The sequence below is a fragment of the Coleofasciculus sp. G2-EDA-02 genome (genome assembly GCF_040226375.1).
Classification (GTDB): Bacteria; Cyanobacteriota; Cyanobacteriia; order Cyanobacteriales; family Coleofasciculaceae; genus Coleofasciculus.
This window is the reverse complement of record NZ_JAVKEW010000070.1, coordinates 99,243-113,910: the sequence shown is the minus strand read 5'-3', so window position 1 is coordinate 113,910 and position 14,668 is coordinate 99,243. Positions and strand designations below refer to the sequence as shown.

The following is a 14,668-nucleotide window of genomic DNA, read 5'->3' as shown; positions in this document are numbered from 1 at the left end:
TAATACTCATTAGCTTCCTTTAGGAGTTTAATCAGTCTTTCTTTCTGCTCTTGAGACAGATGATTTTTAGCTGGCATATCCTGGCGACCGCGCTCTTTACCTTGTCTTTATATTATACAATTAAGCTGCGTAGCAGCTTAGAGAGGACGATACAAGCGCGATCGCACGGGTGTCCGACTATTTAGGTCGAATGGCACCATCAGATGAGGCTGGTGGGCGGTGCCCACCCTACGGTAAAGGAAATTTTTCAGGGTTATCCGTCAATTGGGCAGAGGTTGTACGGGACAATCCTTTGAGCAGTACACTTCGACAAAACGAATCGTTGCTGTATCCTTATACTCCTTCGTCTGGTTAAATTCCTTTTGGGGTGAGGGATAGACTCCAGCCAAACTATCATCATTCGCTACACCCAGCCGGAAGGCAATGTCTGGAGACGGATGTTGGGAAAACTTGACGTATTCCCGCGACTCGTTAACAGTGTTATAGGTAAGAGTCGCCTCTGCGTAAACGTCTTCTGCTTGCTTCAGGGGGGTTCCAGGTCCAACACCCTCAGCCGTTTGATAATTGGGATTATCTGTAACTAACGCCTCGATGATATCGTCATCACTCATGGGTATTCCCGCCGGATACAAGATGTAGTATTGGGGTTTACCCTCTTGAACGATCGCGATCGCATCAAAATCGACCATAAAGGGTGACTTCACCTGAAACTCAGCTTGATCTGCCAATAATTTTTTCAGTTCACCCAGCGTCATCCCAACTTGCGCCACTCCAATCCCCTTTGCAGATATCCGTTGGGTTTGAGCCGATTGAGTGGATTTAGACGGATCAACTGGGGAACGTTCGCCCGGTGAGGTACGAGGGGATGATGGCTGCGCCGATGGTGCATCTTGAGAAGAGACAGATGATGTATCTGTCGGGTTTGGAGAGTTGTTCTCGCAACTGACGAGTAGGCAAAAAATAAACGTGATCAGAGGAATTTGTAGTTGGCGCATGATTGACTTAACCCGTTTTAACTCACATCTTGCACCATCCCAGGCTAAGCTGATTTTATTTCGGCTTCTTCCCTAATAGTGGAACACCTATTCCCACAGCACCGAATGCAAGCAAACCTAACACCGAAACGGGTTCAGGAACAACCGCCGCTACAGCGCTCTCGGCTTGAATTAAACCAAAACCACTATCAAAGTCAAAACCAGGACTCTCCATATCCAAAGCAGTTGTTTCCAATATACGATAAATTTCAGTTGGGCTAGTACCGGGCGCTGCTTGCAAGATTAGAGCCGCCACAGCCGCCGCATGGGGAGCCGCCGCAGACGTACCAAAGAAGTTGGGAAAACCATCACCTTCGGGATCTCTGGGATCTAAGAAAGGAAGTGGGAAAAATGTTGTATTTGTTCCATCAACAGCAATAATCTCTGGCTTTAAGCGAATTTCCGGATTTGCCAAGCGATTACCCGCCCGATCAAACAGAATCGGAGTCGGTCCTGCTGAGGAGAATGGCTGTAATTGAGGTGGAGCAACACCAAATTCGGGTGTGTCTTGATAAAACGCCGCGCCAACTGCCTCTGCTCCCCTAGCATTAGGATGCCCAAACACCGTTCCACTAGCCGTATCATACTCATTCAGCGTACCATTGCCAAACAATATGTACTTCATCAATCCAGGATCTAAACCCTCTACCTTTGATATAGCTAGGTTAAACCTATCTGTCCCTAATAACCCATCATTGAAGAACGAGAAAAATTCAACCGCATCATTGCCCACATTTTGATTGATGCTGCTCGCCAATATATTCGTTCCTGACTCATCAAACAGGAAAATATCCAAATCATTAGGAGAACCCGCACCACCACTCACCGAAAAGAAGGGTGAATCCCACTGAAATGAAATGCCAAATCCACGGTTCACAGGAATTGTCAAACTTTGGAAAATATCAACTCCTGCACCTGAATCAAAATCATGAAATTCACCGCCGACTAAAGGTTCAAACAGATTACTGCCATTAAACGCACTTTCGTAGGAGTTTCGAGCATCGTTACCCGCCGCCGAGAAATAGGCAACACCCTGAGCAACGACAGTATCAACGGCTTGAGCAATGATTCCATCCTGGAACATTGGCTCAGTCGGGTAAAAAGCATCGTCTACAATAATGTCAGCACCCGCATTGGCAAGTGCCAGAACCCCTTGAGCAAAATCCGCTTCATTAAAAGCCGCCGTGTGAAACGCTAAATTAGCACCTGGAGCCACATCATGAATCAGTTGCATCATGGCACGACCTTCATCAATACCAAAGATATCACCTAAACTCTCGTCATTGGGTAAATCTTTCAGCACGTTGATACCCGATGGCAAATCTCCACTCGCCACATCCTCTGCGGCTGTGCCTAAAAAATTAAAGCTATCTGATAATACCCCAATCGTAACCCCTTCTCCATCCACACCAAACCGATTACGCGCTACATCTGCACGTAAGGCGACATTCGCCTGACTGGTTGTTTTGCCAACATTGGTTATGGGTTTATAAGCTGGCTTAGCGAATTTTAAGCTTTCTAACTGTGCCATAGAAGCGAGAGCATCAATCGGCAGCATCCCTGACACAAAGGAACCAAACGTCGAAGCATTTTGCCATCCCAATCTTTGTAAATCAGATAAGAGCGAATTGACATCACTCGCGGCAACAGCATCAATAACCACGTTGTTATTGTAGGTCTGCAATAAAGATGAGGTATTCTGCCCATAAAACTTGCCTTTATTAACAGCCATCGGCGCTAAATCAAACATCAGCTTACTCAGGGAACCTTTTTTGCTGGCGCTAGTTTCAATAGAGTTTCCTCCACTATCAAATGTGATTGCCTCTGCTCTATTGGGTAGATAGCTATTCGTCGCCGTGGTCAGAATGGTAACTGATGCAACGATTTGAGCGAGACGTTTCATCTTTTCGTCCTGCCAATAAAATTATTACGTATCTATCCTAGAATAAATCTATTTAAATTAAATAGGTGAGATATAGCTTTCTCTTTATCAAGAATTTATTTTTTTAAGTTAATATAAATTTTTATCTCTATGAATATTTTGTAAAAAATTGAACACTTGGATGGCAGTTTGCTTATCCAAGTGTTAGAATGTATTAGTTGTTATAAAATCACGATAAATCGTTACTGATTGTTGCGATATCTCTCAGTAAGAGGCAAACAGTATAGTATTGATTCCTGACTCAGCTATTTTTATAGCAACCGCCATAGCGGTTAGGACACATCATTTGTTCACGTCGGGGATAGGGCGCACCTCGGTGCGCCCCTACGGTTTGGCTTGCCCTTGAATGGGGCAAGATGTGGGTTAAAAGCTAAAGGTGGTGCGGATACTGCCGATAACAATGTCCTTATTATCACTATCGTGATCAGGTGCAGTGAGCCAGATGATTCCTGGTGTGATGGCGATGTTATCGGTTAGCTGATACTGATAAAATGCTTCAATGTGGAAAGACGTATCCTTATCCTCGGTATTGATCCCGGCAATATTAACGCTAGAATCAGTAACTTTCGGTTCCATCCCCACCAAAATCGCGGCGACATTTCCTTCTTTGCCTAAATCCGGGAAGGCTAAGCTAACCGCCCAATTCCAAATATCTAAATCACCGCGATCAATTTGTCCACCTAACGTCGAAAGGGTTGTGGTTTTGGTGTAGCCTAGCCAACCGCCAAGGGCGAAGCGATCGCTTAACCGCCATGATAGTTCTACACCATAGGCATTGCTAGACGTGGGAACGGCATTATCGAGCAAATCTTCAGTAAAACTGCGAAAATTGGAGCGTCGGCTTCCAGTGTCGGTGTCTCGATTGTAGGCGTGAATATAGGTTAATCCAATATCAAGTCTATCGCTCGGCTTAAACACGATCTGGGCAAGCGCCCCATAGGGACCATTGAATATGCCATTATCCTCACCGGGATCAGCCGCCTCACTCGCTAAATAGCCGACACTGAATTCCAGTGTGTCACCGAAGGCGTGATTAATCCCAATGCCAGCACCATCCAGATAATAATAGATAGAATGCCTTGTCCCAAAGCGAGACAGCGCCCCACTACCCCCGTCACCATCCAGGAAAGGATTAACCGTACTGGCAAAGTCATCAGACGCACCAGCATTGGCTTCAATGACAACCCGGGTATTTTCACCCAAGGGGAAATCATAGAGTAACGCATCAACGACGACATCACTATCCGTTGCACCGGCAAAGAAAAGATTGCCTTCTTGTGTAATTGTCTGTTCTGTCAGAGCACCTAAACCTTCAGATTGCAGTCGGGTTCTGAGTACATCTTCCCCGGTGAAACTGGTATTTAATTCCAGGCGGGTGCGATGACCAAAAATGGTTACATTCTCGATATCATTTCCATTAGCATCCTCTCCCGCCGCTATACCTGCTAAACCAAAGATGACTTCGCCCGATAGTTTGGTGGTTGTGGAAAACTGATTATCCTCTAAAAACGCGACTCGTCCTTCTAAATTATCTACCCGCGCTCCTAGGGTGGCGAGTTCGGCTTCAAATTCTTGGATTAACCGTTGCAAGGTTTCCAAGTCACCCCCGTCAACACCGTTAGTCCCTGCTATTAAGCGTTCGATTTGCTGCAAACAGGCATTTAACCCTGCGGCAAATTCATAACGAGTCATGGCACGATTCCCCCGATAGGTGCCATCGGGATATCCAGCAATACAACCATAGCGTTCAACGAGCGATCGCAAGGCTTGATACGCCCAGTCTCCGGGAGATACATCCCGTAACTGAGAGACATTCGTTACTTGCTCCAAAGCGTTCGTCTCGTTGCTGTAATGGTTAATTTGTTCCCAAATTTTCTCACTGGAATCGCCACCTTCAACGAAGTAAGGTGGGGAGGATGTCAACTGAGGTGAATTCACTTCTGTTGCGATCGCACTAACCCCCACGCCGACTATTGCCACCAAAATTGTCGGGCTAACCACCCCATAGTTCCACAGTAGACTCGATTGTTTCATGTCCTCACACCCATGACGTAATAGTTGGGAATTGATGATCCCTGGACTTAATCACAATAATGATTTTCATTATTAAAACTAAGTGGGATTCCGTCAATCCCCGTACCGGGGACATGACCAGTTTCTGGGCAACAAAAGGGGCCACCCTTGCCGTATTGCCTCTAAGCAAACTGCATGAAGGGTTAGCTGGCAATCGAGTAGTTCAACGTCTTCATCCCTCGCTTGTTTTTGACTAATCTTTAAAATGGAAGGATCTTTAAACTCAATCGTTTGATGACACTGAAGACATACAAGATGATGGTGGTGTTTTAAACCTGAATAATTCAGCTCATAGTGCTTATGTCCTTCTGCCAGTTCTAGTTCTCGCAGTATACCGATGCGAACCATTAACTTAACGGTTCTGTATACGGTGGATAAACTGACATTTTTACCAAGACTCTCTAAACAATCATGCAAATCCTCGACACTAAGATGCTCACCGGGGGGAAGTTCTTGAAACACTTGCAGAATCGTCTCTCTCTGGGGAGTCATCCGCAAATTTCTTCGGTTGAGGGCTAACTTGAGTGAGTTTGCCGTTAAGACTTCACGCATTCAAAAATTCGTCTTATGTTTATATACTGTAGGGTGGGCATTGCCCACCCTTCTTAAGTCTGTGACATTCTACTTAAGATGGGGACGAGGAAATGGTTTGACTGGTATTCGCTGGTTAACCGTTAGCCTCTGGCGTTGAGGGATTGGGCGCTTGCGGGTTGCCACAGCTTGTCAGGGCAATCAGAGTCGCTGCTGCACCCGTGATCGACAAAAAACGAACCGATGACATTGTTAGGAATTTTTAGCAATAACTGGTTTATGCGATCGTTCTCAGTCTACAGCTATTGATAGTATTTTGCAATAAATAACAAAAAATAAACTGAAAAGCGTACAGTTTCTGATCGCCGAAACCCTTGATATACCGTAGGGTGGGCATTGCCCACCATCCTGGCAGAAGCGTGCTATTATATCCTAAGTGGGTGAGAAAATGCAAGGGCGGGGATCATCATTTGTCTTTTGTAAGGGTTTGAGGAATATTTCCACCAACCTACTTAAATATCTGCCAAAGGTTCACGATTCAAAATGTCTCGACATTGCCGCCACTGGGGTAAATACTGATCCATGTAGGCGTGGAAGCGTTCGTTATGATAGCGTTCCCAGAGATGAACTAACTCATGAACTAGCACATATTCTAGGCATTCTGTCGGTTTTTTAGCTAACTCTAAGTTTAACCAAATGCGGCGATCGCGGATATTACAACTACCCCATTTAGTTTTCATTCTCTTAATCCCCCAATCTGCCACTTGTTGACCAATAATCGGTTGCCATTGGTTGAGTAAATCGGGTATTCTGGCTTTGAGTTGTTCGCGATACCATTCGGTTAAAACTACGGCGCGATTTTGGGTAGAAGTACCGGGATTAACGAAGAGTTGTAGGGTGTTATTATTCGCGATCGCGACTTCGTGACGCCCCTGTCTTTCGATTACTTGGAGTTGATAGGAATCGCCAAAGATATAATGGTTTTCCCCGGATATCATTTCCCGTTTCGGTTGGCGGGGTTGGGCGGCAAATTTGGCTTGTTGTTTCTGAATCCAAGAGAGTTTAGAAATGACGGCGAGGCGGATGTTATCATCACTCAAGTGTAAGGGGGCTGCAACGCGAACGCGCCCATCGGGGGGATAAACAGCTAGGTGGAAGTTTTTGATCGGCTTGCGCTCAATTTGGATGGGAATGTTTCGGATGATTACGGTTAGTTCCGTCTCTGGGTTATTGATACTCATCTTGATTCTTGACTAATTCTAATATTTCCGCTATATTAATAGTAGTATCGCCGATCGCGGTGCGAATCGCTCCCTCGATTTCCCGTTCCTTAAACCGATTGCCGATCCACCCTTCTTTTTTGGTGCAGCGGACTGCGGTATCGATAGACAGCGCCAGGGCTTTATTTTGTCCTAAGTTATCGTAGAGCGATCGCTTGGCGGCGGTGTCGAGGGAGGGGGGATAATTTGACCTAGCTGTGCTTTCGGGTTGCACCAGTTGTTCTGCCAGTTGTTTGACGTTTTCTAGGTAGTCTTGATAAGTAGTGGCTTGCTGTCGCCGTTGTTCAATTAAATCATCCAGTAAGTTTGACATTTCCTGGTAGTATTTGGGATTGACGGGAGTCTCATCAATGATGATTCTCCGCATATTATTCTCGATGGTTTCCGCGACGGCGTCTTGATTCTGTTGTAGGGTATCGGGGAGGGTTTCCAAGGCGTTCACCCCGTTTTTAACAATCAGTTGAATTAAGCCTAAATTCTCAAAATTCGAGATAACTTGGCTGGATTCGGCGCGGATATAGGTGTCGAGGAGGTGGCGCATGGCGGGTTGGTAGAGTTTCATGTCTACAGAGTCTCCACTGGCGATTTTTACCTCATCGCGCATCTGGCTGTAATGGTTAACATCGGCTTTAATTTGGTTGGCTTCCTGGGGGGTATACCCAGCTTCTGTCATCTCATTGGCGAGGTGGGAATAGGCGCGAATTAAGGCGTTGACGGATTGGTAGAGGGCGACTCGTTTCGGTTCATTATTGGCGATCGCGTCTTGATCGCGGGTGTCGGCGGTGCAGAAGTAATGCAGGTAGTCGGAGGTGTGGCGGGGAGGGGAAACGGGTTCACATAGCGCCTTGACGGTTTCCAGGGTTTCTGAGAGGCGATCGCGCCCTTTTTCCAGGCGATTTTTCAGTAATCCGGCTACGTCGTCAGGATCGTAGCCGTCAAATGCGCCACTGGTGTAGTCGGTAACTGCGCCTTCGAGTTGTTTAAATAGGTCTTTATAATCGACGATATAGCCATAGTCTTTATCCTCCCCATCCAGGCGGTTGACGCGACAGATGGCTTGGAATAAGCCATGATCTCCCATGGTTTTGTCGATGTAGAGGTAAGTCGCAGGAGGCGCATCGAAGCCAGTCAGGAGTTTATCCACGACAATTAGCAGGCGCATTTGTCCAGGTTGTTTGATAAAACGTTCTTTAACTTTTTCCTCGAATTCTTCTACTTGAGACATGGCTTTGTCTTCGGGTTGGTTGAAAAAGTCTGCCAGCATTTTTCGGTATATTTCATACTGGTGCAGTTTCTCGGTGGAGCCTTCTCCGGTTTCTTGTCCTTTGATATCAGATGGGGCGGGTTTATAACTGGTAATAATCGCGCATTTTCCGGCTAAATCGGTTTGGCTGAAGAGGTGGTAAATTTTGCAGGCTTGGTAAATACTGGAACAGACTAACATGGCATTACCGCGCCCGTCCATGAGTCGGGGTTTGGTTTCCATGTCGAGGAGGATATCATCAACGATTTGTTCGAGGCGAGATTTGCTAGAGAGGAGGTTTTGCATGGTTCCCCACTTGCGTTTAAGTTGGGTTTTGGCGGATTCGGTTAAGCCGCGAGTTTTTACCTGAAACCACTGGTCGATTTTTTGGTGTGAGGTAATAGTTTGGTCAATATCGCGGGCTTCATAGCGCAAGTCGAGAACAATACCATCGGTGACGGCTTGATCGAATTTATAGGTGTGGATGTAATTGCCGAAAATATCGATACTTTTTTGTTTATCTTTTTTGAGGAGGGGTGTACCGGTAAAGCCGATAAAGATGGCATTGGGGAGGATGGATTTCATCGCCTTGTGGAGTTTCCCGGATTGGGTGCGGTGACATTCATCGACGAAGACAAATAGATTTCCTTTAATTTCGCGATCGCGGGAATAGGCGGCGGCTAATTCTGCTACAAATTTATCAGTAGGGTGTTCTGAATGGCTGCCAAATTTATGCATTAAGGCACAAATCAGCCAGTCTTCATTGGTTTCTAATGTAGCGATGAGGGCAGCGCCGCCGTTACTGTAGTGTTGTTGGCGAATTTGTCCTTTTTCTTTTATCGTACCATTAAGAATCCGGATAATGTTTTCATCAACGCCTAAAAAAACGCTTTCAATTTGGTCATCGAGTTCCGTGCGATCGGTGAGAATTAGAACTCGCGCATCGGTGATGTTTTCCCGTATCCATTTAGCTAGCCACACCATGGTTAGGCTTTTACCGGAACCTTGGGTATGCCAAATAATGCCACCTTTGCCGTCTTTTATTTGGGTTTGGGCGGCTTTGATGCCAAAGTATTGATGGGGGCGACAGGTTTTTTTGATGCCGGTGTCGAAGATGATGAAGTTGTGGAGAATTTCCAGAAAGCGGGTTTTGTTACACAGACGAATTAGGGCGCAATCGAGGGGATTATTGGCGGTATCACAGTCTGAGTTGGAGAGATATTGTCGAGTGTTGGTATCGGTTTGGGGATTGTAGTTAGGGTTTTCTTCTTTCCATTCCAGATAATATTTTTCTGGGGTTTCGATGGTGGCGTAGCGGATTCCTTGGGTATCGTTTCCCGCCATAATTAGTTGTAGGGTGGTGAAGAAGGGGCGGATAAATTCCTTTTTTTGGTTGTCTAGGTTTTGGCGGATGCCTTCACTTATGGAAACGATGGAACGTTTGAGTTCGAGGATACCCAGGGCGATTCCGTTGATGTAGAGGACGATATCGGGGCGTTTTTTATTGTGTCCTTTTATGGTGACTTCTTCGGCGATGGCAAAGGTATTCTGTTCGGGATGTTCCCAATCAATTAACCAGATGGTTTGGTTTTGTTCTCCTGCACCTGCTTTAACTTTGACGCCGTAGCGGAGGAGATGATAAACGGCTTTATTGGCATCATAGAGGGTTTTATCACCGAGGGCGGCGGCTTGTTCGAGTTCACGCAGGGTTTTGGTGATTAGGGTTTGGTTAATGCCTCGGTTGCTTAACCATTGGGTTAAATGTTCGGGTTCAATGTTGCGGTTGTTTTCTCGACGGTGCCAGTTACCTAGGTAAGTGTAACCGAGTTGGGTTTGGAAGAGTTGGATTACTCGGTTTTGGGTGATTCGTTCTTTTTGTCCGACATTGCTCACAATAGTTTTTCCCTCTAATGACTACTGTTTGATAACTGGATGAGGATACTTAAAATTTAGCCTATTTTTCTTATCGGTTTTGGGTAGAAAGTTTAGGATTATCGTCAACCCACCAGATCCAGATATGCGTGTCTAGGATAATCAGGCTAGGGATTCCCAGTCTTCTAAGTCTACGGGTTCATAGGGATTGTCATAGCGAACGACTTTCCCTCGCAGGGGGTATTCCTCAGAGGGAAGTGGTTGAGAGGAAGTTGAGCGCATATCGTTTTTAACGGTTTGCAGAATTGCTTCAATGATAAGTATACGCTCTTCGATAGATGTGCCTTGTAATTGGGTGAGTATTTGAGATTGATTCATTGTTTTACTCGGTTAATTCTTGTTAGGCAATATTTCATTTAGTGCGGATGTTGCACCTGCAATTTTTCAGTAAACCCGCCACGTCATCAGCATCGTAGCCGTCAAAGAAACTACTCAATAATTTCATCGTATTGATTGATACCGCTGTCTCGATACTGTTTCATGGAGAGTAGAATCTCCTCTAATGGCGTTTTGTCTTGCCACTGATGGCGTTCTTTGGTGTAATCGCCTTGACCTGGGCTAAAGTATTGAATAAACCGGATGGTATCAACGACTCCCAAGGAATCGATTAAGGCTTTATATCCTTTTTTAATAACTTCCTGCTGAGTATTAGTCATGGGGTTGCTCCTATTTGTCAGTAACGCTCATTAGCCATTGAACGGGATTATTAACGGGGACATTGATAAGCTGAATATGTCGAATTGTTCTCTTAATTAGACGGTCATCTGTGGATAAAAATATATCGGCACGGCTTCGTTCAGCACTGGCGATGTGGGTGGCATCATATCCAGAGAATCCTAATTGGACAAGTTCTCTAGAACGGTTTTCTATCAATTGGCTGCTGATTACCTTAATTTTAGCAATACTCAGGATTGCCTTGACGTTCTTGAGTTTTTCAAAATCGGGAGTTTGAGCAAGTTCTGCATCTAAGGCGGCGCTAGTGATGAGTTTCCATTGTCCTGATTGGCATTGGCTCAAGATAGAGAGGATGGCTTGAGTTTCTAAGGCGATTCTGGGCTGGGTTTGGTCGTCAAATGGGCGATTGAGGCAGCAAGCATCTAGATAAATTCTGTAACTTTCACTCATATTAACCGCGTTCTCCCAGTTAATAGTTCACTCCGAACCATCAATCGTTAATTGTCCATTAGCAACGATTAATTGCTTCACCTTCGTCTTCGTCACCTTCCCCCCATCCGTCTGAGCATCACTCAACGCCCCATCTTCCCCACTATGCTCCTCAATTAACCCCTCCAACTCCTGCGTCACCCCATCCAAATCCGCCTGTAACCCATCAATATACGCCTGCTTATCGGCAAAATACCGCGCCACAATCAATCCGGGGGGTATCAAATCCGCCTTATACTTCTTCTTCCCAATCAGCAAATCCGGCGTTTCCCTCAGCTTCTCCCCCTTCTTCACCACCAACTCCCGCAGCACCTTCCCCACTTCCCAGCCATCCTGCACCAGCACATAGACATCATCCTGCATCGTTTCCGCCCAGTAATCCATCAAAAGCTGGTAAATATCATACTTATCCAACAACTCCGCCTCAGCAAACCGCGCCAACAAATCCTCGGATAAAACCCTAATAACTTCTTTCGGTTTATCCCCAATCCCAATCTCCTTTAATCGCCCCTGATGATACTGTCGCCACTCCTGATAAAGTGCCAACGTACTATCAGCAAACGCCTTAAATTCCGGATGATTAAGAATCGTCGCTTTCACCTGACTCGCTGCCACCAAACCCTGACTATAGCCCGGACGGTGACTCGGCGCAAATAAAGCACTTCGCACCTGGGGAAATACCCGCCAATACTCCCCTAACGCATCAATATCCGCCTGGGGAATCCCCCCATTCAGATGAGCGCTCAAGTCATGAATATCTTCCGGTTCGCTAGCATCAATATAACGGGGAATATTCAAGTTATAGTCATTCGCGGCAATTTCCGCCAAACTCACCCGGCGACTATAACCTGACAACTCCATTTGATGAGTAAACACATCCACAATCTTATGGATATCCTGACTGCGGAGGCGATTCTTATTCCCATCCTTGATAAACCCCTGACTCGCATCCACCATAAACACCCCCTGGCGGCTATCGGCGTCAGCGTTATCAATCACCAGAATACAAGCCGGAATTCCTGTGCCATAAAACAAGTTTGGCGGTAAACCAATAATTCCCTTAATATACCCTTTCGTAAGCAAATTCTGGCGAATCCGCGCCTCGGCATTGCCGCGAAACAGTACCCCATGGGGCAGAATCACCGCCGCTTTCCCCCTAGGTTTCAAGGATTTAAGAATATGCAGCAAAAACGCATAATCCCCATTTTTATCCGGTGGCGCACCATATTCAAACCGATTAAACTCATCCTTAATAATATTGATGCCATGACTCCACGACTTATAGGAAAAAGGCGGATTCGCCACGGCAAAATCGAAGGTTTTCAGACTCCCATCGGGATTTTTCCAATAGGGCGACGCCAGTGTATTCCCCTTCCAAATATCTGCAGTCGGATAATCATGGAGAATCATATTCATCCGCGCCAACGCCACCGTCGCGTTATCCATTTCCTGCCCATAAATCGTCAACCCATTGGGTGCTTCATCTGCCACTTTCAACAACAGCGAACCCGAACCACAGGTAGGATCATATACCGTCGCATCCTGACGAGTTTCCGGCGTAATTCCCACCACCTTCGCCAACACCCGCGACACCTCCGCCGGCGTATAAAACTGCCCCTTACTCTTCCCCGACTCCGTAGCAAAATGGCGCATCAAATACTCATAAGCATCCCCCAGTAAATCATCCCCCTCGGCACGGTTAGCGCTCAAATTCAAGCCGGCAAAGATGCCCACCAACTTAGAGAGGCGATCAACCATTTCCTTCCCCTTGCCGAGTTTATCCTCATCATTAAAATCGGCAACATTAATCACCCCATCCAAGCCATTTTCTTTTGCCAAATTGCCGATAATTTGATTAATCTTATCGCCAATTTCCTTATCCCCTTTCAACGCCTCCAAATCCTGAAAAGAAGCCCCATCCGGGACAATAATAATCCCATCCGGATCACCGGCGTACTTATCCGAGACATACTTCAAAAACAACAACGTAAGGACATAATCCTTATACTGAGAGGCATCCATCCCCCCGCGCAATTCATCACATCCCGCCCATAACGAGCGATACAGTTCAGTCTTTTTAACTGCCATTACTCGACTCTCATTAACCTGCCATCACTGAGTAAACTTTAGCATTTTGCGTTTTGCGATCGCGTCAGACATTACCCAGGGTGCAAGCCTTCATTGGTGTCAATTTAAGGTAAAAACCAAGATAGGGGGAGCTTTTCACCCTCATCTCCTAACCCCCCTCTTTATCCCCATTTTCCCTTATAGATCCCCCTTGCTCCCCCTATAGATCCTTAGTTTTCACGGGAAACCTAGAAACCTGCATCGGGGCGGGTTTAGTCACTTATGGATGCAACCGAAAAGATAGTAGTGAAACCCGCCCCTACACCTTTTTGTTCCATGGGGGAAGCCAGAGGATGCGGGAGCTTTTTTGCACGGGGGGAACCAGAAATTAATCAAAGTCCCCCTTTAGATCCCCCTTCCGTCCCCCTTAAAAAGGGGGAGACCAGCGGATGCTTCGCTTTTTTTGCACGGGGGATTTAGGGGGATCTAAACTTTGAGCGCTAGTCATAAAAGTCTTAAGTTGACACGGATGCAAGGATGGTGCCCCTACAGTTTTATTGCTCGTCCAATACTTAGCTTCAAAGCATAATTATACCTACTTTTTAACCGCCCTGTCATCCCCAGAAGTTCGCCAGTTTTCTCGATAGAAATTCGGCTGAGATTCAACCCATAACCTTGCCCCCGATTCAATTAATTCTTGCTCAATTTGTACAGCATCCTCGACTATCGCCGCTGTCAAGTTCATCGCCTTAAGATAAACATTATAAGCCGCGACAGGCACATTTAAAACAGCACTCCAGGCTTCCTCTTGTTGGTGAAATGCCTGAAGTTCTGGCTGTTGTTCCGTGACTCCCTTTCCTATCTTCAATCCGCCTAACTCAATTTCTGACGCCGATGGTACTTCATCAATTAAACCATGATAGTAATCTCCCACATTCAGCAATAAATCATAAACCTCTCTAGATAGCCGTTTACCAATAGGATGAGACAAATTACACCTCAACATTGGCAGTACATGCCACGTTTGAGCCAGCAAATCTTGTCCAACGCCAGACAGATTAGTGGGAATCAGTAGATCAACAGAACTCAAAAAATCCGTATTTAGTGAAAGAACCATAACTGAAACAACTTGCCACTCCTCGGCGGCGACAGGAGATTCCGGTTCCTTAACAATCATCACATAGCGCGGTGGCGAATTTCCCGCCAGAAACTGTCGTGCTGAATCAGGAAATAGATTCTGTTGCTCCTGCCAAGAAAACTCCAGAGGGCTATCCACCGAGCGATTAACCTGCCAAATTTCTCCAGGTTGAGGGGGTTGCTGGTTTAATCTTGAACCCTGAGAAAACCTGTATTCACTATAATTTATACGCATTAGCTTATAGCTCCAGACAATACGATACTC

General features: G+C 46.0%; 11 protein-coding genes. All 11 read right to left on the bottom strand.

Translation table 11 applies throughout. The features are described from left to right. Window positions 1-260 precede the first annotated feature (260 nt). A complete protein-coding gene (locus RLO19_RS07185) occupies window positions 261-995 on the bottom strand; it encodes a hypothetical protein (RefSeq protein ID WP_446355090.1) in 735 nt (244 codons plus the stop codon). A 55-nt stretch (window positions 996-1,050) separates the two neighbouring features. Then, the gene (locus RLO19_RS07180; RefSeq protein ID WP_446355088.1) at window positions 1,051-2,937 is read right to left on the bottom strand and encodes a S8 family peptidase; all 1,887 of its coding nucleotides are present in this window, start codon (window positions 2,935-2,937) and stop codon (window positions 1,051-1,053) included. Window positions 2,938-3,339: 402 nt separating this feature from the next. Further along, on the bottom strand, window positions 3,340-5,010 hold the full coding sequence (locus RLO19_RS07175) for an iron uptake porin (protein ID WP_446355086.1): 1,671 nt from the start codon (window positions 5,008-5,010) through the stop codon (window positions 3,340-3,342). A 93-nt stretch (window positions 5,011-5,103) separates the two neighbouring features. After that, on the bottom strand, window positions 5,104-5,601 hold the full coding sequence (locus RLO19_RS07170) for a transcriptional repressor (protein ID WP_446339534.1): 498 nt from the start codon (window positions 5,599-5,601) through the stop codon (window positions 5,104-5,106). Window positions 5,602-6,092: 491 nt separating this feature from the next. Beyond that, on the bottom strand, window positions 6,093-6,821 hold the full coding sequence (locus RLO19_RS07165) for a M48 family metallopeptidase (protein WP_446355084.1): 729 nt from the start codon (window positions 6,819-6,821) through the stop codon (window positions 6,093-6,095). Further along, a complete protein-coding gene (locus RLO19_RS07160) occupies window positions 6,808-9,996 on the bottom strand; it encodes a type I restriction endonuclease subunit R (RefSeq protein WP_446355082.1) in 3,189 nt (1,062 codons plus the stop codon). The genes RLO19_RS07165 and RLO19_RS07160 overlap by 14 nt, the downstream gene beginning before the upstream one ends. Before the next feature lie 141 nt (window positions 9,997-10,137). Then, the gene (locus RLO19_RS07155) at window positions 10,138-10,353 is read right to left on the bottom strand and encodes a hypothetical protein (protein WP_446355080.1); all 216 of its coding nucleotides are present in this window, start codon (window positions 10,351-10,353) and stop codon (window positions 10,138-10,140) included. 110 nt (window positions 10,354-10,463) lie between these two features. Beyond that, complete coding sequence (locus RLO19_RS07150; RefSeq protein ID WP_446355078.1) at window positions 10,464-10,691, bottom strand: hypothetical protein; 228 nt, start codon at window positions 10,689-10,691, stop codon at window positions 10,464-10,466. Between the two features lie 10 nt (window positions 10,692-10,701). Further along, window positions 10,702-11,160 carry a PIN domain-containing protein gene (locus RLO19_RS07145; protein ID WP_446355076.1) on the bottom strand — a complete coding sequence of 153 codons (459 nt, stop codon included), beginning with the start codon at window positions 11,158-11,160 and terminating at the stop codon, window positions 10,702-10,704. A 27-nt stretch (window positions 11,161-11,187) separates the two neighbouring features. Beyond that, window positions 11,188-13,287, bottom strand: a complete 2,100-nt coding sequence (locus RLO19_RS07140; protein WP_446355074.1) for a type I restriction-modification system subunit M — start codon at window positions 13,285-13,287, stop codon at window positions 11,188-11,190. Window positions 13,288-13,861: 574 nt separating this feature from the next. Continuing rightward, on the bottom strand, window positions 13,862-14,638 hold the full coding sequence (locus RLO19_RS07135; protein WP_446355073.1) for a hypothetical protein: 777 nt from the start codon (window positions 14,636-14,638) through the stop codon (window positions 13,862-13,864). Window positions 14,639-14,668: the final 30 nt, after the last annotated feature.